The sequence below is a fragment of the Streptomyces sp. NBC_01439 genome (assembly GCF_036227605.1).
GTDB lineage: Bacteria > Actinomycetota > Actinomycetes > Streptomycetales > Streptomycetaceae > Streptomyces.
The window spans coordinates 8,829,683-8,850,739 of the sequence record NZ_CP109487.1 but is presented as its reverse complement, the minus strand read 5'-3'; the positions used below and the strand labels follow the sequence as shown (position 1 = coordinate 8,850,739).

Genomic DNA, 21,057 nt, shown 5'->3' with positions numbered 1-21,057 from the left:
TGTCGGGAAGACGGAGTCGGGAAAAACGGATCGGTTCTCGGGTCTTCGGGGCGGGCCCGTACGGGGAGTCGCTCACACGGCGGTGGTGAAGTCCGCGCTCCACAACTGCAGCCGGTACACCAGGTCGTTCCACACCCCGGTGGCCAGCAGGACGCCGACGAGCACGAGCATCCCGCCGCCGATCCGCAGGACCCACGGGTAGTGGCGTTTGACGAGGCCGAAGGCGTCCAGGGCCCGGCGGAAGGCCAGCGCGGCCAGGACGAACGGCAGCCCCAGGCCGAGACAGTACGCCGCCATCAGCAGCGCCCCGCGAGCCGCGCTGGCCTCGCTCCAGGCCAGTGCCTGTACGGCGGCCAGCGTCGGGCCGATGCAGGGGGTCCAGCCGACCGCGAACACCGCGCCCAGCAGGGGGGCTCCGGCCAGTCCGAGGGCGGGCCGCCGGTGGCTGCGGAACTCCCGCTGGGTGAAACCCGGTAGGAATCCCATGAAGGACAGCCCCATCAGCACGGTGAAGACACCGAGCACCTGGGTGACCACCTCCTGGTGGGCCAGCAGGGTGCGGCCGAAGTACCCGAACAGTGCGCCCCCGGAGACGAGGACCGCCGTGAAGCCGAGGACGAAGAGCAGCGCGCCGACGGCCATCCGGCTGCGGCGCCCGCCGCGGGCTTCGGCCAGGTCGGAGACCGACAGGCTGGTCACGTAGCTGAGGTAGCCCGGTACGAGCGGCAGCACGCACGGCGAGAGGAAGGAGACGAGTCCCGCGAGGAAGGCCACCGGGGCGGCGACGGCCAGGGTCCCGTGCAGGAGCGAGGGGGCGTCGGCGGCGGCGAGCGCCGGGAGCGTCGTCATGACGCCTCCTCCATCACGCGCGAGAGCAGCGGGCCGAGTTCGTCCCCAGTGACCGGTCCGCCGATGCTGACGGCGATGCGTCCGCGGCGGTCGAGCACGAGGGTCGAGGGGATCGCCTGCGGGTTGAGCAGGGCGGGGGGAAATCGGAGCAGGAGCTCGCCGGTGGGGTCGTGGAGGCTGGGGAAGCCGATGCCGTGCGCGCTGACGAAGGACCGGGCCGCAGCACGCTCCGGGTCGCGGGTGTTGATCCCGAGGAACCGGACGCCTTGGTCCCGGGTCTGCCGGTCGATCCGCGCCAGGTCGTCGGCCTCCGCCCGGCAGGGACCGCACCAGGACCCCCAAACGTTGAGCACGACGACGTGTCCCCGGAGGCCGTCGAGGGTGACCCGCTTCCCGTCGAGGTCGTCGCCCGTCAGCGCGGGCGCTGCGGGTCGATCGGCGGGGTCGATGACCTTGGCGTCGGCCGCGGTTCCGACTGCGGCCCTGATCGCGGTCGCCGGTCCGGCCGCCGCCTCCGCGCGGCTGCCGTCGGCGGCGACCGTGCCAACGGCGGCGTAGACACAGCCGGCCACGGCGGCCGTTAGGGCGGATCCGGCCAGGACCGCGGTGCGCACCCGGACCCGGCGCGGGCCCGCTGGTCTCACGAGGCCCACTTGCGCAGGAAGGCGTTGATCCCCTCCGCCGTGAGGGAGGGGTTGCCCGTGGCGTGGGTGTCGGTGCGCACCTTGCCGGACGCGTTGACGACGACGAGCACGGGCATCGTGTAGGTGCCGCCCGAGGGGCTGTACTTGCGCAGGAGCGCGGAGTTGGCGGAGCTGTTGCCACCGATGTCGATCTTGACCAGGTGGTACGAGGCTCCGAGGATCGCCGCCGTCTGCGGCTGGGCGAACACCTTGTCGGCGGCCTTGCAGTTGCCGCACCAGTTGGCCCCGAAGTCGAGCAGCACCGTCCTCCCGTCGGCCTTGGCCGCGGCCAGTGCGGCGTCGATCTGCTTCTGCGCGTCGGCCGAGCTGTCGTAGCCGGGCCCGGGGACCCGGGCCGGCGCGGGGGCGGCGGACGTACGGGCCGGCTTGGGGGCGGCCGAACCGCTCTGGGTCCGGGAGGGGGTCGGCGAGGAGGAGGCCTGCGCGGTTGCGGACGCCGACGGCGGGGCCGAAGCGCTCGGGGACGCCTCGGTGGACGCGGAGGCCGACGGCGCGGCCGCGGCGAGGGCCTGGGTGGACGCACCGGCCGTGGTGGGCGGGGCGGAGCCGACGCTCTCGGAGGACGGCCCGCAGGCGGCGCACAGACCCGCCGCGACCACGGCAGCGGCGACGAGCGGCAGCCGGGCACCCAGGGGCGCTGCGGAGCGGGGGTGCGCGGTGTGGCCGGCACGGACGGGTCGGAGTATGCGAGAAGTCATGGCGAAGACACCCCAAGGCGCGCTGAGAACTACGGGAAGGGCGAGAAGCCTCCCGACTCGGTGAAGCCGGCGGTCCTGCGGTTCGCCGGGGCGGTGTGCCCGGACGCCGGAGGCCGTTCGGCTGACGTGAGCATAGGACCGCGGCGGGCCCTGCGGACCGCCTGGGCGCGATCTTGAGGTTCCCCTAAGGAACAGATCACCTTCCGCTTCACCGGGCCCCCGCCGATGAGCGCATACGGGGAGGCGAATCCTACGAAAGGGGTCAAGCGGGACCGAGCGGTGCGGAGCGGCCGAAGCGGTCACGCGACAGTGGGCCGGCCGGGCGCCCGATCAGCCGGAAGCACGACCAACTGGCCGCGTGGCCGCGTGGCCGACTGGCCGACTGGCCGACTGGCCGACTGGCCGACTGGCCGACTGGCCGACTGGCCGACCTGCCCTCAGAACGACGTCTCGCGGACGCTGGCCTTGGCCATCGGGTCGATCGTCGCGGTGATGACCGACCGGTGGTCCGAACCGCTGAACGTGACCGTCAGGGTGTCGTCTTCGGTCTGTGACGTGGTGGCCTTGAAGCCGCGGCTCGGGACCGCGGAGATCAGACACACGCCGCGGCTCCCGTACCGCACCGTGACCTTGCCGCCCTGCGAGGGGACGGTGTGCAGGCCGGGTCCGCCGGTCTCGCAGTCGACGCGGGGCTTGGGCGCGGGGGTCCGGGCGGCAGCCGAGGGCTTCGCGGACGGGGAGGGCGGGGCCGAGGGGGTCGGAGCCTCCGTCACGGTGGGCGAGGGGCTCGGGGAGGCGGAGGCGGTCGGGGACGGCGGGCCCGACGACGGTTCCTGCGCCAGCCACGCCGGCGGGGAGTCGAAGACCATGGGGGCGGAGCGGGCCACCGGCGGCGTATGGCGGGTGGAGCCGACCACGAACTGGACGGTGCCGAGCACGGCCGTCACGCTGGTGGCCGTGCACGACAGCCATATGAACAGGTAGCGCGGAAATCGAGGCACGGCCCCATAGTGGCCGACGGACCGGGCCGCGCGTCACCGACTCCCCCGCTCAGCACGTCGGAGCGCCGACGCCCGTGGCACCAGGGGCACGAACGCGGACGTCCTCCGGCACGAACACGGACGTCCTCCGACCCGCGTACGGGTCGGAGGACGTGTGCGGCCCGGCAGCCGGTGGGGGGTGACCAGCGCCAGGGGCCGGGGGGGAGGAACAAGGAGGGAGGAACCGGGGGGAGGATCCTACTTCGACGTCCCGAAGTCCTGCGTCCACCACGGGCCGCCGTCGCCCTTGTGGACGCCTATGCCGATCTCCTTGAAGGCGCAGTTGAGGATGTTGGCCCGGTGGCCGGAGCTGTTCATCCAGGCCTTCATGACCGCGTCGGCGTCCGACTGGCCGCGGGCTATGTTCTCGCCGAGGCGGGACCACGCGTAACCGGCGGCCTCCACTCGGCTGGTCATGGTGGACCCGTCGGGTCCGGTGTGGGACATGACGCCGCTGCGGGCCATGGTGTCGCTGTACGCGCGCGCCGCGGCGCTCAGCTTGCCGTTCATGGTCAGGGGGCCGCAGCCGGCCGTGGCCCGCTCCTTGTTGACCAGGGCGAGGACCGCGGATTCGGCGTCGCTGGAGGAGCTGCCGGATCCGCCGGACGAACCGCCGGAAGATCCGCCGGACGAGCCCCCGGAACCGCCCGACCCACCGGACGTACCGGATCCGCCGCTGCTCCCGCCTGACGTGCGCGGGGGCTTGCTGGCCGGGGCGGACTTGGCCGGGCCGTCCTCCTTCGCCGCGGGCTTCGCCGGAGCTGCGGACTCCGTCCCTTCGGCGGCCGGCGTCTCGGGCTGCAGCGAGCCCGTGGCGGCCGCGGCGTCGGCGGTGACCTCGGGGAGCGGAGCGGTCGGGCTCGCCGTCCCCGCGGTGTCCGCGGGGGTCGGCGTCCCGGTCTTCGATCCGGTGGCGCCGTCGGCCCGCTGGTCCACCTGCGTACCGCCGCCGGAATCGGCAACGGCGACGCCGACCGCCACCACCGCGGCGGCCGCGGTGAGGGACAGGACGATGCGCGTGCGCACCGCCTTCTTCCGCCGCGCCTCGACGCGGGACGGCGTTGCGGGAGTTCGGCTGCTCATGCCTGTAGCACCTCACAGAGGGAAAGGGGGTGGGGTACGACCGAGCCTAGGGTCGTGATCAGCCAAATCCGCACACTGGAGGGGTTCTTCAAGTTCTCTTAAGGAAGCCCGCAGGGTCGGCTCAGGGGACGAACCCGGGCACTCCCCCGCTGTTCGGTCGATACGGACCCGGCGAACCATTGGCGATCCCCCGGCGAACCCGCGCCGCGCGCCCGTGCGTAGAGTTCGGCGCACGTCACAGACCGTACGACCCGTCGTGGGCGGCGCCCACCGCCCACGACGCCGCGGGACCGGCGCAGGTCATGCGGCTCCTCGCCGACCCCCCGGCCCGGCCGCACCCTCGGGGCTCCGCCGCGGGCGGGCGCGCGCCGGTGGCGTGTGATCATGTCCGTCGATAGATCCGCACCTCATGGGGGGACCATGCGCACCCGCACCACCACCGCCACGACCGGTCTCGTGACCGCGCTCGCAGCGCTGCTCGTCCTCGCCGGCTGTACGGCGCCGGGCGACGGCCGGCCCGCGGCGTCGAGCCCCGTGGCCACCGTGCCCGCGCAGAGCGGCGGCGGGTCCGGCTTCGAGGGACCGCGGCCGCAGGACCAGAACCTGCTGGCGTGGACCGGGGACCCCAATGACGCGGGGCACGTCACCGCCCAGTCGCCGGCCGGGGTCGGGGGGCGGGTCACCCTGGTACGGATCGTCCTGCGCGAGCAGATCACCTGGTCGAACGTCTGGTTGGGCCTGGCCGGCATCGACCCGAACGCCCAGCTCGCCAACTGCTACCTCGGCGTGTACGACGCCAAGGGCGCCCTCGTCGCGGCCACCCCGGACATCTCCCCCCAGCTGATGACCGATGCGATCGCCAAGCCGTTCGCCCTCGACAAGCCGTTCACCGCCGCCCCCGGTACCTATTTCATCGCGCTGCTGCTCAACGGCACGTGGGCGACGAACGGCCTCACCCTGAAGTCCACGGGCGCCGGCATCTCGGTCAACGCGGGTCTGACGCCGCCGAACCTCCGGTACAGCACCCTGCTGACCGGTCAGACCTCGCTCCCGCCCACCGTGAACCTCGCCGAGCAGTCCACGAGCACCATCAACACCGGCTGGGCCAGCCAGTGGTACGCGATCTCCTGAGCCGCAGGAACCGGCTGCGGCCCGCGCTCGGGCGGTCCACGGTGGCCCCGTCCCCGTCGTACACCACGTAGGCAGACGGGGTCGGGGCGGCGGCCCGCGCCGGCTCCCCTACCGCCGGTCCGTTCGCGGAATCCGGGGAACGGCCGAAAGGTCGCGCCTCGGGCGACCTCGGGCGGCCTCGGGCGGCCTCGGGCGGCCTCGGGCCGATCAGCGGCCCTCCCGCGTGCCGATCGACCTCGTACGGCGGCGCGATCGCGTCCCTCGACCGGGCGATGCTCGCCGCGGGGCGGAATGCCGCAGTCGGGGCGGGGGTTGGTGTGGACGCGACACTGATCCCGGACGCACTGGAGAGCTCATGAAGATCGGCATCATCGGCGCGGGCAACATCGGCGGCAACCTCACCCGTCGGCTCACGGCCCTTGGCCACGAGGTCTCCGTGGCGAACTCACGCGGCCCCGAAACCCTGACCGTACTGGCCGAGGAGACCGGTGCCACCCCCGTCACCGTGGCGCAGGCGGCGCGCGGTGCCGAGATCGTCGTGGTCACGATCCCCTTCAAGAAGGTGCCGGACCTGCCGGCGGGCCTCTTCGACGAGGCCGCCGAGGGCTTCGCGGTCATCGACACCGGCAACTACTACCCGCGGCAGCGCGACGGCCGGATCCCCGGCGTCGAGGACGAGGGTCTCACCGAGAGCCGCTGGACCGAACGGCAGCTCGGACACCCCGTCATCAAGGCCTTCAACGGCACCTACGCCCAGGACATCCTCGACCGGCACCGCCCGGCGGGAGCCGCGGACCGGATGGCGCTGCCCGTCGCGGGCGACGACGCCGCGGCGAAGAGGACCGTACGCGCCTTGATCGAGGAACTCGGCTTCGACAGCGTCGACGCGGGCGGCCTCGACGACTCCTGGCGCCAGCAGCCCGACACGCCCGTGTACGGACTGCGCGAAGGCGTCGACGCGGTCACCAAGGCCCTCGCCGAGGCCTCGCCCACCCGCCCGGAGGCCTTCCGCGGCTGACCGTCACCACGGCCCCCGCCCTGCGGGCGCTCTCCGCCGAGCCACGGCGGGGCGCGCCCCATCAGGCGTCATATGCCGGTGGATGACCTACCATGCGGACATGAGTGATCGTGCGATGCAGGAACCGACCCTCCTCCTCCTGACCGCGCTGGCGGACGAGCCCCGCCACGGGTACGCGATCGCGCGCGAGGTGGAGCTGATTTCGGGCGGCCGCGTCAAGATGCGGACCGGCACCCTGTACGGGGCCCTGGAGCGGCTGCTGGGTCAGGGGCTGATCGAGGTCCACGAGGAGCAGATCGTCGACAGCCGGCTGCGCCGCACCTACACCCTCACCGCAGAGGGCCGGCAGAGCCTGGCCGCCGAGGCGCAGCGGATCGCCGCCACCGCGCGCGAGGCGGCGCGCCGCCTGGGCGTCTCCGGCGAGACGGCCACGGCGTGAACCTCCGTCTGCTGCGCCTGTATCCCGCGGGTTTCCGCCGCGCCTTCGGTGACGAGATAGCCGAGGCCTACCGGCAGGCGACCGAGGACGCGGGGCCGCTCACCCGGCTGCGGGAAGCCGGGGACATCGTGGCGCACGCGCTGCGGCTCCGCCTGGGGGTGGGTTCGGCGCAGCGCGGCGGGCGCCTGTTCGCGGCGGCGGCGCCCTTCGCGCTGGCCGCGACGGGCGCGCACGCCGCGTTCCTGCTCGCCTCGACGCTCAACCTCGCGTACGTCACCGGTCTCCCGGACTTCGAGGCCCCGCTCGGATACGTGATGAGCGGCTTCTCCGTACTGACCCTCATCGGCGCCGTGCTGGCGTTGGGCGGGCGCTTCGCCTCCGGCGCGCGGACCGTGTTCGCCGGAGTCGCGGGAAGCACGGTGTGCTTCGCCATCGCCGTCCTGCCGGGCGTTCTGGACACGCCGTTGGCGCATCTGGCCTTCCTGGCCCCGCCCCTGGTGATCGCCGCGCTCCCGCTGCTCTGCCCGCCGGACCTGCACCCGCCCCGCCGGATCAGGACCACGACGGGGCTGGTGGCGCTGCTGCTCTGGGCCCCGCTGTGCGTGGTGCTGCTCGCCCTGCTGGACGCGGGCGGGATCGGCATGATGCCGATGTGGCGCTTCGCCGTGACCGTGACCGCCGCCCTCGCCCTGGCGGGTCGCCCCGCCCTGTCGGGGATCCGTACGGCCGGTCAGTTCGCCCTGGCCGCCGCCCCGTTCCCCGTCCTCGGCTACTTCGCGGGCGTGGTGGGCGAGGACACCGCGGTGCCGTGCCTGGTCCTGCTCGCGGCCACGGGCCTGGCCGTGCGCCTGTGGCGCCGTAGGCGCCCGGACAGGGCCGGCCGGGCCTGAGCCGACGGGGTCAGACTTCGGCGTCGACGCCCGATCCGGCGACGCTGACGCGGATCTTGGACTGGCCGTGGCCGAGTTCTTCCCAGTCCTCCATGAAGCGCGCGGACAGCCCGTGCCCGGCGGCGAGGTCGATGAGGGTCTCGGTGCGGTAGTAGAAGTCCTCGCGCAGCACCTGGTGTTCGGTGCCGGTCGTGCGGTCGAAGGTGAAGTCGAAGTGCCCCCCGGGTGCCAGGACCCGGCCCACGTGGGCGAAGCACTCGTCGATGACGTCGAGCGGTGAGTGCGAGAAGACGCTGTGGGCGTGGACGACGTCGAAGTAGCCGTCGGGCAGGAAGTCCAGCGTCAGGTTCTTGGTGAGGGTCAGGTGCGGGACCTTGGCCTGGAGCCCCCGCTCGGTCAGGGTCCGCTTCGCGGCGATGAGGATGTCGGGCGAGATGTCGATGCCGTAGTAGTGGCCGGCGTCGAGGTAGTCGATGAACCGCCAGCCGGCGCGGAGGTTGCCGCAGCCGATGTCCAGCATGCGCGCTCCGGGCTTCAAGCCGTGCCCGAGGAGGTAGTCGAACTGCATCTGCCCGAGCGCGAGCCAGCGTTCGTGGGTCTGACTGCCGACCGCGGCCTCGGGGTTGCGCCGGGTGTCCGAGGCCATCACGGCCCGGTAGTAGCTGACGTGGTCGGGGTGCTTGAAGGCCAGCCACCGGTCACGGGCGGCCCGCTTCAAGTACGGGGCGATGCGGTGTGGACGGCTCGCGGCGTAGCGGACCTTGTGGACGAGGGATTCCCGGTTCGCGGCGAGGTTCTTCCTGGTGGCCATGAGCACTCCGTCTCCATCGCAACGTGAATCCCCGACGGTGGGCAGGAGCGGCTGCCGCCGGGGAGGATCATCAGAACCCACCATACGTCGGTGACCGGCATATACAAATCACTTGACTATCCAGAGAAGCGGAAGGCGCGACAGGGCGCACGCCTGAACGGTTAACTAAACTGGACATTTACCTTTATATCGACCAGGTTGCCATTCGATGCCCCACCGGTCCACGCAACGCGCCCGGGGGTCTGACGCCTCGCCAGTCATGCTTCTGGCAGCACGAAGAGATGGCAGACGTGCATCGGAAGGTCGGCTCGGGATCGCCGCTGGTGTCCTGTCGCACTGCTGCTGCCGCACGATCGGCCGCTGACAGGCGGGGATGCCGGGTCGTTTGCGACCGCGGAGACTCGGGGTTCTCGAGCGACCCGGCTCTTAAGGAAGTCTCGTTCGCGACAGAGGCGGGCCGCGCCGATGTCTCCACGGCCGTGGAGACACCGTTGCGGGGCGCCAAGCCGTCTGCCGGTCGCGGCCGTTTCAGGCCTGGTTTCCGGGCTGGAGCCTCAGCTGTTGGCCAAGGTGCGGCCCAGGAGGGGGAGCAGACGCTCCCAGTGACGCTTCAGCCCGGAGGCGCTGAAAGCGTCGGTGTCGGACATGGTGAAGCCGTGGACGGTCCCGGGGTAGATCTCGGAGGTGTAGCTGACACCTGCCGCATCCAGGGCCTGGTTGAGCTCGCCGAGGGCCTCGGGGGTCACGTCGCCTTCGGCGTGGCCGAGGTGGACCTGGGCGGTGAGCTTGGAAATGAGGTTGGCCCCGTCGACGCCCACGGGGCCGTGGAACGCGGCGACGGCCGCCACGTGATCGGGGTGGGCCGCGGCGGTGCGCATCGCGTAGAGGCCGCCTATGCAATAGCCGGTCACCGCGACCGGTCCGACGCCGACCTCGGGCTGGGTGGTGAGGAACCTGAGGTAGGCGTCGGCGTCGCTCAGGACGCGTTCGGCGGTGTGCGCTTCGATCAGGGGCATCAGCTGGGCGAGGACCGTGGGCCGGACCTCTTCTCCGATGTGCTCGGGAAGCTCGACCAGCGGTGCCGGGCCGTGCCGGTAGAAGAGGTTGGGGACCAGCACGTAGTAGCCGTGCCCGGCCAGTTCGCGGGCCATCTCCCGCAGCACGGGCCGGATGCCGAAGCCGTCCGTGTACATCAGCAGCCCTGGGTGGCGCTCACCGTCGTCGGGGAAGGCGGCAAAGGCGTCGGCCTGCCCGTCCGTGGTGGGAATCCGCAGCTTCTTGATGGGCATGAATCTCCTGTCGTGGTTGATGTGCAGAACCTGTGATCAACCACGACGGAGGCGGAGCCCGCGCGGCAGCGCAAGAGCCTCGATGGAACAGCGGGCCCGAACCGGCCCGTACGGCGCTCAGAAGAGCCCCGGGTCACCAATCCGTGTGTGGCGCAAGGCCGTCCCGGTATTCATAGCCGCACAGTGTAGCCGAGCTTCCTGAGCGGACGTCGACGTGGTTGGCTTCAGCGAACGTGAGGGCAACAGAGGGGAAAGCCGTGTGCGACGAGGTGACATGCTGGTTAGCCCGGACCGCTCTGCCGTTGAACTTCCTCACTGCAGGCGTGTCAACTGCTGATCTCCAACCGCTGAAGGGCGCCCTCGACGGCGTGCGGATCGTGGGCCTGGGGGAGGCCACCCACGGGACGCGCGAGTTCTTCCAGCTCAAACATCGCCTGCTGGAGCTTCTGGTCACAGAGCTGGGATTTTCAGCCCTGGCCATGGAGGCCAGTTCGTCGGCCGGCCCGGCTGTCGACGCCTACGTCCGCCACGGCATCGGTGATGCCGAGCAGGTGCTTGACGGACTTGGGTTCTGGACATGGCGGACTCAGGAGGTGCTCGCCGTGATCGAGTGGATGCGTGAATACAACCGAGGGCGACGAGAGGACCAGAAGGTTCGTTTCATCGGCATCGATCCACAGCAGTGCCGCGGCTCTCTGGCGGTGATCGACTCCTTCCTCCGCAGGACGGCGCCGGACCGCGCAACCGAACTTCTCTCGCCGCTCCGCGTGCTTGCCACGGCCCCTCCAGGGTCACGACCCGATCCTCAGCGGCGCCTGGTGCTCGATGCCGAGGAGGTTCTGGCGTACCTCCGCGGACACGGCCCGGAGGCAGCCGACGCGCTTCGACACGTCCAGGTCCTGGTGCGGGCCGCCGACCTGGTGACGCGCGCCAGGCAACACACGGATCCGGAGCAGACCGTCTTTGCCGCGCGCGACCGCTACATGGCGGACGCCGTGGGGACGATCCTCGAAGATCCCTCTGCCAAGGTCGCCCTCTGGGCACACAACGGGCACATCACCAAGAGCCGTCACGGCGGCGCGGTGCCGACGCTAGGCCAACACCTTCGCTCACGGTACGGCGACGCCTACTACGCACTCGGCCTGTTGTTCGGCAGGGGCACTTTTCGCGCCCGGCGGATGTGGCCCGGTCCGTGGTCGCGTCCCCGAGCCAGCGCTGTCGTCACCAACCGGATCGGCCCTGCCCGCCCCGGCACCATTGAGGCCCGGCTGGCTGCTGCCAACCCCGGCAACCACCTCGTGGACCTGCGGAGCGCAGTCGACGCACCGAGGGCCGTACAGACGTGGCTCAGAGGCCAACACGGCATGCGAAGCTTCGGCGCCATGGTGCCGCGCGGGACCTACCGCTTCAATCTGAGCCCTTCCTCCTTGGCGGAGGAGTACGACGGACTGGCATACGTCGCGATCTCGTCCGCCTCCCGGCCTCTCCCCCTCTCATGAACGGTCCTTTGCGCGAGCGAGAGCAATCACCGATCCGCCGAACCCCCGCCGCACCCGGATTCGTTCTCGGAACCCGTACGGAAGAGGTGTGAAGGGCCGGGTCCCCGTCGTACGAATACGAAGCGGTCACGCGGCGGGAGCGGGCCGTTCCCCGAGCAGTCGGGTGCGGAACAGGTCGAGGACGGTGTCGAGCGCCTGCCGGGTGGGTTGTCCCGGTTCGTCGATGAGGTGTTCGGTCAGGACGGAGTGGGGTGCGAGGGCGCTCTGCGGGTTCGCCGCGCTCGCGTCCAGTTCGACGGCGACGAAGGCGTCGCCGAGTTCCCGCCTGAGGTGGGCGAACCGGTCGCCGGGGACGAGCCGGTCGCCCCGGAAGCGCAGCCCGAGCACCTGGAGCCCCTCGCGCTCGCAGCGTCCGCGGACGACCGCGAGGTCCTCGGGGCTGATGTCGATGGCGCCCGCGCGGCTCGCGGTGCAGGCCAGCGGGAGCGACGGTTGGGAGAGCACCGGGGCGACGAGGCGCTCGTCCGTGGCCATCGCCAGGGCGAATCCGCCGGTCAGGCACATCCCGACGGCGCCGACCCCGGGACCGCCGCAGCGCTCGTGTTCGGCGGCCGCCAGGGCGCGCAGCCACCCTACGACGCGTGAACTGCGTCCCGTGGCCAGCAGCGTGAACTCCCGGCTCACGCACACCCGCCACAGCGAGGAGGCCATGTAGCGGCCGGCACTCGACCGGCCGACCGCACCGGGATCCGCGTCACGGCCGGGTTCCCCGAAGAGCACCGGGAGTACGGCCGTGCAGCCGGACGCCGCGACGTGCTCGGCGAACTCGATGACCTTGGGGGTGATGCCCGGGATCTCCGCCATGACGATCACTGCGGGGCCCGTGCCCCGGCGCAGGATCCGGCGGGTGGCGCCGTCATGGGTGAACGTGCTCTTCTCGAACCCGCTCAGGTCGTGGTCTGCCACGCGCCCCGCTCCTTTTGACGACCCGCTCCTGGACGACATCAAGTTACCGAGAAGTAGAGCCCTGTGGTCAAGCGATCGGGACACGTTTCGGTACGCCCGTCCAGGGCGGGGGGCGAACGCCATGGTGGCCCGGACCCGCCCGGCCCCTCCCCCACCACCCGGACGGCGGAACGCGCCGGGCGTGCGGGGTGCGGCGGGGCGAGGCTGGGGTGGAGCGGCGGCGCCCGCCGTGGGCCCCTCGCCCGGTCCGGTCGGGGCCGGCCAGGAACCGCCCGAGGAGGCTCACCCGATGGAGAACGGCCCCGGACACGGCGCTTGCGAATCGATCGGCGCCGCTCACCGCGCAGCGCGCGGCAACGCCGCCTTCGCCGACCGCGCCGACTTCGACGACGCCACCCGCGGCTTCGTCGCCGCCCTGGAGCCCTGCGTGATCAGGGCCGAGGACGGGAGCGTCGTCTGGGACGGTGACGCCTACGCCTTCCTCAACGAGGACTGTCCGGACACCGTTCATCCCAGCCTGTGGCGCCAGAGCCGCCTCGTCGCCCTCCAGGGCCTCTTCCAGGTCGTGGAGGGCGTGTACCAGGTGCGCGGCCTGGACCTGTCGAACATGACCCTCATCGAGGGCGAACGCGGCGTCGTCGTGATCGACCCGCTGATCTGCGAGGAGACGGCGGCCGCGGCCCTCGCCCTGTACCGGGCCCACCGCGGCGACCGCCCGGTCACGGGCGTCCTCTACACCCACAGCCACGCCGACCACTTCGGCGGCGTCAAGGGCGTCACCACCCAGGCCGAGGTCGACGCGGGCCGGGTCCCGGTCCTGGCACCCGAGGGCTGCATCGAACACGCGGCCAGCGAGAACGTCTACGCCGGCACCGCAATGGCCCGCCGCGCGGGATACATGTACGGGGCCGGTCTACCCAAGGGCCCGCGCGGCCAGGTCGGTGCGGGCCTCGGCCAGACCACCTCCACCGGCCGGGTGACGCTGATCCCGCCGACCGTCGACATCACCCGTACCGGTCAGGAGGAGACCGTCGACGGCGTGCGCATGGTCTTCCAGCTGACCCCGGGCACCGAGGCCCCGGCCGAGTTCAACCTGCTGCTGCCCGACCACGGGGCGCTGTGCATGGCCGAGAACGCCACCCACACCCTCCACAACCTGCTGACCCTGCGCGGCGCCCTCGTGCGCGACCCGCACGCCTGGGCCGCCTACCTCACCGAGTCCATCGCGCTGTTCGGCGACCGGTGCGACGTCGTCTTCGCTTCCCATCACTGGCCCACGTGGGGCCGCGAACGGGCCATGTCGTACCTGGCGCAACAGCGGGACCTGTACGCGTACCTCCACGACCAGACGGTCCGCCTGCTCAACCAGGGGTACACGGGCACCGAGATCGCCGAAACGCTGCGCATGCCGCCGGCGCTGGAGGCCGCCTGGCACACCCACGGCTACTACGGGTCGGTCAGCCACAACGTCAAGGCCGTCTACCAGCGGTACATGGGCTGGTTCGAAGGGAATCCGGCGCTCCTGTGGCAGCACCCGCCCGAGGAATCCGCCCGCCGCTACGTCGAGTTCATGGGCGGCGCGGCGGAGGTCCTGCGCCGCGCCCGGGCCTCCTTCGAGGAGGGCGACTTCCGCTGGGTGGCCCAGGTCGTCGACCACGTCGTCTTCGCCGATCCGTCGAACGCAGCGGCCAGGGAGCTCCAGGCCGATGCCCTGGAGCAGCTCGGCTACGGCGCCGAGAACGGCACTTGGCGCAACTTCTACCTCACCGGCGCCCAGGAACTGCGCGGCGAGCCGATCGGGACACCGGCCACCGCCGCGTCCCCGGACGTGCTCGCCGCCCTGAGCCTGGACCAACTGGTGGATTCCCTCGCCGTACGGGTCGACGGACCCCGGGCCTGGCACGCGGACGTCGCCGTACGGTTCGTCCTGCCCGGCTCTGAGCCGCTGACGCTGCGCCTGGGCAACGGCGTACTGACCGGTGTCCGCGGGGACAACCCCGCGGCCGGCCGCCCGCACGCCGTCCTCGTCCTCGGCGAACCGCTCCTGCGCGGGCTCCTGCTCGGCGCCGTGCCGCCGGACGACCTCCTGGGGCGCGAGGGGGTGGCCCTCGACGGTGACCCCTCGGTCGTCGCCGAACTCTTCTCCTACCTCGACTCCCCCGACCCGGACTTCGCCATCGTCACCCCCTGACGGCACGCGCCGGGGCCGGGGCCGACCTGCGTCGCGCCCCGGGTCGGCCCCTATGCTGCGGGAATGATCAAGCCGATTGAACTCGTGATATTCGACTGCGACGGGGTGCTCGTCGACACCGAACGCATCGCGCTGCCCCTCCAGGTCTCGTTGGGAGCGGAGCTGGGCTGGCCGCTGACCGAGGAGGAGGTCATGGACCGCTTCATGGGGCGCTCCAACGCCTCCATCTACGAGGACATCGCCGGCCGGCTCGGCGACGAGACGGCCGGCCTTTGGCGGGAGCTGTTCGAACAGCGCCACCGCGAGGCGGTGGACGCCGGGTTGTCCGCCGTCGAGGGACTGCCGCAGGCACTCGGTACGATCACCCTGCCGACCTGCGTCGCCTCCAGCGGCTCGCACGAGAAGATGCGCCACACCCTCGGTCGCACCGGCCTCTACGAGCACTTCGAGGGCCGCATCTACAGCGCCACCGAGGTCCGCCGCGGCAAGCCCGCCCCCGACCTGTTCCTGTACGCGGCAGGGCGGATGGGCGTCGACCCGGCGGCGTGCGCGGTGGTCGAGGACAGCCGCCCCGGTGTCGAGGCGGCCCGCGCCGCCGGCATGCGGGCCTTCGGCTACGCAGGGGGGCTGACCCCGGCCGAACGGCTCGAGGGCGCCGGCACCGTCGTCTTCCACGACATGCGGGAACTGCCCGGCCTCATCGCCTCGGGGTGACCCGCGGCGGCCCGGTGATCAGAGGTGCGCGTCGCGGGCGAGGGCGGTCATGACGGCCTCGGTCTTGCGCTCGCCGAACGGCGGCGGGGTGATGTCTCGGTCCCGCAGGGCCCGTTCGAGCTGCGCCTGGACCTCGATGGCATCGGCGATGTCCGACCGCACCGATACTTCCAGGAAGCGCAGGCCGTTGTCGGTGCGCCATTCCTCGATCGCCACCTTGCCGGGCAGCTCGTCCCAGTCGTCCTTCCACTTCACGGCGCGTACGGGTCCCAACGCCGTCAGGTCGGCGAGATCGGCCCCGGCCAGCCCGGCCGCGCCCAGGAGTTCCCGCTGTTGTTCGATGAGCAGCAGCTCGGGCGGGCCGCCCTCGGCCTCCAGTGAAGCCGACACCGTCGGCGTGAACTCCGGGCCCGTCCGGTCGTCCTCGATCTTGAACTTCCAGCCCTCGTCCTCCCGGTCCTCCCGCCAGCGCTCCGGCAGCGGGGGGCAGGGACGCAGTTTGACGGTCAGGTCGGTTTCGCGCTCGGACTCGGGCCCTTCGTCGTCCCGGCGCCGACGCAGGATGATGCCCCGAACCAGCAGGGGCAAGGTCACCGTGCCGTCCGCCGCCCACTGCGGGCTGTCCCAGAAATGGATCAGGCGGCGGCTCCCCTCGTCCCGGTCGAGCTCCAGGGCGTCGAAGGCCGCCTTCGCCTCGGCCCCGGCGAAGCTGATCTTGATTTCCGCGGCCGTGGCCGTCGGGAGCTCGTTCATGGTGCCGTTATCCCACGCGGGGTGCGGGCCCGCATCTCACACGGCGGCGCGCCCGAGGACGGCGGACGGGCCCGCCGCACCCGGGGTGCGTCGGGCCCGTCCGCCGCTGTGACCGGCCTCAGGCGGTCGGCGACAGGATGGTGCCCTCCGGCCGGCGTGCCGTGGGCGGGGTGCTGCCGGCGACGATCAGGGCGAGTAAGACCGCGGCCGCCTCGCTCTGCAGGAGCCGGGCGGCCTGCTTCAACCGGCCGGGGTCGGGGACCGGGATGGACAGGGCCACGCATTCCGCCTTCGGGCCCGCGGTGATCGGCACCGCCGCGCACACCGTGCCGATCGCGTACTCCTGTAGGTCGAGGAGGGGTGTGTTCGGTGGGCGGTCGTCGAGCTGGTGGAAGAGGTCCCGTTGGCTGGTGAGGGTGTGGGGCGTGAACCGGGTGAGCCGGTGGCGGGCCAAGTGGTCCTGCCGGTCGCCGTGGTCGAGTTGGGTCAGCAGCGCCTTGCCCACGGCTGAGGCGTGGGCGGCGACGCGGAAGTCGACCCACTCCTCGACCACGGGTGCGGCCGGTCCGTCGGCGTACTGGGTGATGGAGACCTCTCCGTCGGTGTAGCGGGCGACGTAGACGGCGGCGCCGACGGCGTCCCGCACCCAGGCGAGGGTCTCGTGCAGGTGCCCGCGTCCGTCTCCGTTCGCCGATTCGGCCAGGAGGAGGGCGCTGCCGGCGACGTACGCGTCCGGTCCGGTCGGGGTGATGAGGTTCGCGCGGATCAACTGCTCCGTGGCCCGGGCGAGGACCAGTTGCGGCAGTGCCGTTTCACGGGCGATCTGGGTCAGGTTCACGCCGCCCGAGTAGCGGTTGATGACTTCCAGGACGCGCAGTGCCCGGTGGGCGGATTCCAGTGCGGCGGGGGCGGGGTTCCCTTCGGGGGGCTGCCGGGGGGCGTGGCTCGGCTGGGGTCGTTTCAGTGCTTGGAGGGCCCAGGAGTTCGCCTGGTCCGTCAGGTGCAGGGGGCTGAGCCGGGCGTTGTGCGCAACGGCGACCGCCACCTGCGGGCCGGGGGTGACGACCTCCCCCAGATCGGGGTGCTCCTTGCGGGGGCGGGCGGTGACCGCATGGCGCAGTCGTGCGGGGAGCCTGCACGGGGACCGGCCGGCCCGTCCGGGTCCGGTGGTGAGGGCGGTGAGGTCCTGGGTGGTGATGGGCGGGGTGGTCCAGATGACCGAGGCCCCGAGGGCCCCTTCGAGGCGTTCCGGGAGCGGTGGCAGGGGCGGCAGGTGCTCTTCCGGGGGCAGGATCTGGGCCTGGCCCTTCCAGTGGCGGGCGGTCGCGACCTCGGCCCGGGCGAGGTGCAGGAGGTAGAGGCAGTGGGCGGCGGTCTGCGAGCCCGCCCCGGCCGCGTACTGGAACCAGAACTGCGCGTCCTCCGTCCGGTCGGCCAGGTGGAGCAGGCAGCCGAACAACAGGGCCGAGTCCACGCCGTGCGGCCAGGAATCGGCGTCGAGGGCGAGTTCGGCGAAGGGCCGGCTCTCCACGAGGCACCAGGTGAGGTCGTCCAGACCCCGGGCGGCGCGCACGTGACAGGCGGCGTCCAGGATGAGGTCATCGGCTGCTGTGGCGAACGCGGAGGCGCATGCGGGTGCGGATGCGGCCGGTCCCCGTGGCGGCGGGGTCGCGGTGGCGGGGGGGCCGGTGGTGCCGATCGCCGAGCGGGCGCGGTCGGCGACGATCCGGCGGGCGATCCGACGGCGGGCGGCGCCCTCGTCGTATCCGGCGTACTCCTCCGCGAGTACCGTCGCGTCCGCTAGGGCCGCGTCCAGTTCGCACAGCGGCATGTCGCGGTGGCGGGGCATGTCGCTCACTAGTCCTTCTCCTCTCCGGGGATCCATTCCACCCCGAGCTTGCGGGACAGGGTTCGGCGTGCGCCGCGGATGTGCGACCGGACCGTCGCGGGGGTGATCCCCATCATCCGGGCGACCGTTTCGGAGTCGTTGCCCATCAGGAAGGCCAGCAGCACCACGTCGTACTGCCGCTCGGACAGGCCCGCGATCGCCGCGTACAGCCCGAGTTTCGACTCCAGCAGTTCCAGCCGTTCTCTGGAGGAGCGGCGCAGCGCTGCGAACCACGCCGTCTCCACCATCGCGACCTGTCGGCCCAGGGCCGCCAGCCGCCGTTCGACGTGCTCGCGCAGCACCGCCCACGCGAAGCCGTGGAGGCTCGCCTCCTTCAGGGCCTGCCGCCACACCTTCAGCAGGAAGGTGAACACGTCGTCGACGACTTCCTCGGCGTCCTTGGGGTTTCCCAACTGCAGGTGGGCATAGCGCAGATAGGCACGGTGCTGTTGGGAGTGGAACGCGGTGAAGTCCACCGGCAGCACGCCGGCCAGTTCGCTGGAGACCGCCTGGTCCCCCGATGGATCGAAATCGCCTTCGCTCATACGCTCCCCCACAGCAGCTGTTCGTCGCCGCACGCCGGGACGGCGGGGACCTCATGGTGGCGGGTGCGGGGGGCGGCACGGCGGTGGCCGGCGGATGGTCCGCCGGTTCCCGTCCGTACCCCCGCGCCCGGCAGGCGCATGGGCGCCCTGAACACATCGATGGCGCGATAACGGTCACTGGTGGCTAACAGAGCGAGGGCGGTCGTCTCGGCAACATTCACGTCGGCGCGGAACCTTTCAAGTGGATCACGAGCAACCGGCATGCCTGCCCCCCGACCGGCAGCCGTGGAGCACCATGCGCTCCCATTCACCACCCCATCGGAAAGCGAGCCCGATCGTGCAAGCCGGGCCCTGGAAATCTTCTGAAACGAGCGCATCCGCTCCTTCGCGCGCCCCGGTCCGCTCACGCGCGCCCCGGCGTGCCTGCCGAGCGCCTCCGTCACCGAAGCGCGCCCGACCGGGGCCCCTTCCGCTGTTCCTGTCACACGATCGGATGTCGCTGCGGCCCCATCCGGTGGGACACGTCCCGACTCCCTCCTCCCCGGTGGCCCGTACCTGCATGGTGGGTCCAGCCTTCGGTGCCCCGGCCCCTGCGGCCCGCGCGCCCGTCGAGTAGGAAGGGGCTGTACAGATGGCGTTCGCGAGGACCTTGCTGCCCGCCGTGCTCTGCCTGGCACTCACCGGGGTGCCCGCCGCGCTCCCGCACGCCGCGGCCGCCGCGCCCTACGACGGCCAGGTCGGCCACGAGAGCGCGCTGTTCAGCGTGAAGGCCACGAACAACGCTGCGGCCCAGGAGTTCACGGTGGACGGCACCCGGCTCTCCCGGGTGAGCGTCTGGCTGGGCAGCGGGGCGGCGACGGGCACCGTGACCGCGCAGGTCCGCCGGGTCCGCGAGGACGCGGGGTCGGTGATCGCCTCGTCGACCCTGGACCTCGCGGCGCTCGGTGGCGCCGGCGCCGGTTGGGTCGAGTTCCCGCTGAGCGCCGCCGTCACCGCGGGCACCACCTACCACCTGTTCCTCCAGGCGAGCACCGCGGAGAGCGGGCCGATCGCCTGGTACGGCACCACGCGGTCGGTGCCCGGCTCGCTGACCAGCTGGAACTACGACAGGGCGTACTGGGGCGGCTGGCACGCCTACGGTTCCCGGCTCGCCTTCCACGTCAATCCCACCGGCAGCGAGCGCTGCGGGGAGAGCGAGCCCTGCTACGTCCCCGCCTCGGCGCTCGCCGCCCGCACGTCGGGCCTGCTGACCAACCGGGTCGCCACCGAGGCCGTCCTGCCCGCCTTCGCCGTGGGTGCCTCCTACGTCGACGGGAGCAACGTGCTGCGCCTGCCCTCGGGCCGGTGGCGGTACCTCCCCGACGGGGCCCCGGCGTCGACGGTGGTCGAGGCGGACGACCCGGGCGCCCTGGCCCAGGTCGAGGAGAGCCGCGCGTGGCTGGCGGCGGGCGAGGTGCCGGGGACCACCGACGCGCAGCGGGCCGCGTCGCAGCGCGCCCTGTTGTCGATGCGGGCGCTGCTGAGGCCGGGCGGCGCGTTCGCGGCGGCGTGGGCGCCGCCCTGGGAGTACTCCTGGCCGCGCGACGGGGCGTTCGCGGCGGTGGCCTTCGCCGCCACCGGGCACGACGAGGAGGCCTACCGGATCCTGGGCTACGACGCGCTCACCCAGCGGGCCGACGGGACCTGGGAGGCCCGTACCGTACTGGACGGCAGCGGTCCGCCGGATGCGCGGAAGTGGCAGTTGGATGCCAATGGCTGGGTGCCCTGGGCCACGTGGCAGTGGTACCGGGCGGCGCCGCCCGCCGGGCGGGAGGAACGGCTGCGCGCGCTCTACCCGATGGTGCGCAAGGCGGCCGACTACGCCGCCCGTTGCCTCGGGCCGGACGGGCTGCCTCCGGCCTCTCCGGACTACTGGGAGCTGGACACGACGACGGCCAACATCGGTACCGCCGCTCCCCTGCTGGCCGGGCTCAACTCCGCGGCCGACCTGGCCGCGCAGCTGGACATGGGCGCGGACGCGGAGCGCTGGGCGGAGGCGGCCCGGCGGCTGTCGACCGCGATCGCCACCTCCTTCGCCCCGCTGGGGTACCAGCGGACGGTCGACGGCGAGCACGGCCGGGACAGCGCGGTGGCGTTCATGGCACCCCCGTTCAACGCCGCCCCGGCCGGTCTCGGCGAGGCGCTGGACTCCACCTACCGGGCGCTGCTGCTGCCGAACGGCGGGGTCTCGCCCGGCAACGACCCCTCCTTCAGCTGGGGTTCGTACGCGTGGACGGCCAGCACCTCCTTCTTCGCCCTCGCCTGGGCCGGTACCGGTGAGCCGGCGAAGGCGGGAGCGGTGCTCGACTGGGTGCTGTCGAAGCGCAACGGGCTGGGCGAGCTGCCCGAAACGGTGAACGGGGCCGGGCTGCCGTCCGCCGTGGCGCCCTTGGGCTGGACGGACTCGCTGGTCGTGCTCACCGCACTGGCCCTCCAGGGTGCGGTGCGGCCCGCTCCCCCGGCGACGCGGTCTTCCGTGCGACGACCGGCCCTGTGAGGGTCACTCGAGT

General features: G+C 72.3%; 19 protein-coding genes. 8 read left to right on the top strand and 11 right to left on the bottom strand.

Annotated features, from left to right (window positions below; translation table 11 throughout):
• Nucleotides 1-72: 72 nt before the first annotated feature.
• From OG207_RS40390 to OG207_RS40370, 5 genes are all read right to left on the bottom strand, one after another.
• A complete protein-coding gene (locus OG207_RS40390; RefSeq protein ID WP_329106169.1) occupies nucleotides 73-849 on the bottom strand; it encodes a cytochrome c biogenesis CcdA family protein in 777 nt (258 codons plus the stop codon).
• Nucleotides 846-1,493, bottom strand: a complete 648-nt coding sequence (locus tag OG207_RS40385; RefSeq protein WP_329106167.1) for a TlpA disulfide reductase family protein — start codon at nucleotides 1,491-1,493, stop codon at nucleotides 846-848. The genes OG207_RS40390 and OG207_RS40385 overlap by 4 nt, the downstream gene beginning before the upstream one ends.
• Complete coding sequence (locus OG207_RS40380) at nucleotides 1,490-2,251, bottom strand: thioredoxin family protein (RefSeq protein WP_329106165.1); 762 nt, start codon at nucleotides 2,249-2,251, stop codon at nucleotides 1,490-1,492. Before OG207_RS40380 ends, OG207_RS40385 begins: the two co-directional genes overlap by 4 nt.
• A gap of 437 nt (nucleotides 2,252-2,688) precedes the next feature.
• Nucleotides 2,689-3,252 carry a hypothetical protein gene (locus OG207_RS40375; protein ID WP_329106163.1) on the bottom strand — a complete coding sequence of 188 codons (564 nt, stop codon included), beginning with the start codon at nucleotides 3,250-3,252 and terminating at the stop codon, nucleotides 2,689-2,691.
• A gap of 237 nt (nucleotides 3,253-3,489) precedes the next feature.
• A complete protein-coding gene (locus tag OG207_RS40370) occupies nucleotides 3,490-4,374 on the bottom strand; it encodes a CAP domain-containing protein (RefSeq protein WP_329106161.1) in 885 nt (294 codons plus the stop codon).
• Nucleotides 4,375-4,794: 420 nt separating this feature from the next.
• On the opposite strand from OG207_RS40370, the gene OG207_RS40365 reads away from it, so the two are divergent.
• The 4 genes from OG207_RS40365 to OG207_RS40350 all read left to right on the top strand — a co-directional run bounded on the left by OG207_RS40365 (nucleotide 4,795) and on the right by OG207_RS40350 (nucleotide 7,852).
• Entirely contained in the window at nucleotides 4,795-5,505 is a 711-nt protein-coding gene (locus OG207_RS40365; RefSeq protein WP_329106159.1) for a hypothetical protein, read from the top strand.
• Nucleotides 5,506-5,728: 223 nt separating this feature from the next.
• Entirely contained in the window at nucleotides 5,729-6,523 is a 795-nt protein-coding gene (locus OG207_RS40360; RefSeq protein ID WP_329106157.1) for an NADPH-dependent F420 reductase, read from the top strand.
• 100 nt (nucleotides 6,524-6,623) lie between these two features.
• Nucleotides 6,624-6,962 (top strand): PadR family transcriptional regulator, encoded by a 339-nt coding sequence (locus OG207_RS40355; RefSeq protein WP_189746563.1) that lies wholly within the window; start codon nucleotides 6,624-6,626, stop codon nucleotides 6,960-6,962.
• Nucleotides 6,959-7,852, top strand: coding sequence for a hypothetical protein (locus OG207_RS40350; RefSeq protein WP_329106155.1), 894 nt, complete (start codon nucleotides 6,959-6,961; stop codon nucleotides 7,850-7,852). The genes OG207_RS40355 and OG207_RS40350 overlap by 4 nt, the downstream gene beginning before the upstream one ends.
• A gap of 10 nt (nucleotides 7,853-7,862) precedes the next feature.
• Here the strand turns inward: OG207_RS40350 and OG207_RS40345 are convergent, their stop codons facing one another.
• Both OG207_RS40345 and OG207_RS40340 read right to left on the bottom strand, forming a co-directional pair.
• Nucleotides 7,863-8,663 (bottom strand): class I SAM-dependent methyltransferase, encoded by an 801-nt coding sequence (locus OG207_RS40345; protein WP_329106152.1) that lies wholly within the window; start codon nucleotides 8,661-8,663, stop codon nucleotides 7,863-7,865.
• Between the two features lie 554 nt (nucleotides 8,664-9,217).
• On the bottom strand, nucleotides 9,218-9,952 hold the full coding sequence (locus OG207_RS40340) for a dienelactone hydrolase family protein (protein WP_329106150.1): 735 nt from the start codon (nucleotides 9,950-9,952) through the stop codon (nucleotides 9,218-9,220).
• Nucleotides 9,953-10,209: 257 nt separating this feature from the next.
• On the opposite strand from OG207_RS40340, the gene OG207_RS40335 reads away from it, so the two are divergent.
• Nucleotides 10,210-11,451, top strand: a complete 1,242-nt coding sequence (locus OG207_RS40335; protein WP_329106148.1) for an erythromycin esterase family protein — start codon at nucleotides 10,210-10,212, stop codon at nucleotides 11,449-11,451.
• A 126-nt stretch (nucleotides 11,452-11,577) separates the two neighbouring features.
• Here the strand turns inward: OG207_RS40335 and OG207_RS40330 are convergent, their stop codons facing one another.
• Nucleotides 11,578-12,417 (bottom strand): dienelactone hydrolase family protein, encoded by an 840-nt coding sequence (locus OG207_RS40330; protein ID WP_329106146.1) that lies wholly within the window; start codon nucleotides 12,415-12,417, stop codon nucleotides 11,578-11,580.
• A gap of 289 nt (nucleotides 12,418-12,706) precedes the next feature.
• Between OG207_RS40330 and OG207_RS40325 the strand changes: the two genes are divergently transcribed.
• Together OG207_RS40325 and OG207_RS40320 are read left to right on the top strand one after the other, a co-directional pair.
• Entirely contained in the window at nucleotides 12,707-14,608 is a 1,902-nt protein-coding gene (locus OG207_RS40325; RefSeq protein WP_329106144.1) for an alkyl/aryl-sulfatase, read from the top strand.
• A 63-nt stretch (nucleotides 14,609-14,671) separates the two neighbouring features.
• Entirely contained in the window at nucleotides 14,672-15,322 is a 651-nt protein-coding gene (locus tag OG207_RS40320; RefSeq protein WP_329106142.1) for an HAD family hydrolase, read from the top strand.
• An 18-nt stretch (nucleotides 15,323-15,340) separates the two neighbouring features.
• Here OG207_RS40320 and OG207_RS40315 read toward each other — a convergent pair whose 3' ends face one another.
• The 3 genes from OG207_RS40315 to OG207_RS40305 all read right to left on the bottom strand — a co-directional run bounded on the left by OG207_RS40315 (nucleotide 15,341) and on the right by OG207_RS40305 (nucleotide 18,508).
• Complete coding sequence (locus OG207_RS40315) at nucleotides 15,341-16,075, bottom strand: hypothetical protein (protein WP_329106139.1); 735 nt, start codon at nucleotides 16,073-16,075, stop codon at nucleotides 15,341-15,343.
• Nucleotides 16,076-16,193: 118 nt separating this feature from the next.
• Complete coding sequence (locus OG207_RS40310) at nucleotides 16,194-16,973, bottom strand: IclR family transcriptional regulator (RefSeq protein WP_329108230.1); 780 nt, start codon at nucleotides 16,971-16,973, stop codon at nucleotides 16,194-16,196.
• Nucleotides 16,974-17,932: 959 nt separating this feature from the next.
• The gene (locus tag OG207_RS40305) at nucleotides 17,933-18,508 is read right to left on the bottom strand and encodes an RNA polymerase sigma factor (protein WP_329106137.1); all 576 of its coding nucleotides are present in this window, start codon (nucleotides 18,506-18,508) and stop codon (nucleotides 17,933-17,935) included.
• Nucleotides 18,509-19,139: 631 nt separating this feature from the next.
• Here OG207_RS40305 and OG207_RS40300 point away from each other — a divergent pair.
• Nucleotides 19,140-21,044, top strand: coding sequence for a hypothetical protein (locus tag OG207_RS40300; RefSeq protein WP_329106135.1), 1,905 nt, complete (start codon nucleotides 19,140-19,142; stop codon nucleotides 21,042-21,044).
• Nucleotides 21,045-21,057: the final 13 nt, after the last annotated feature.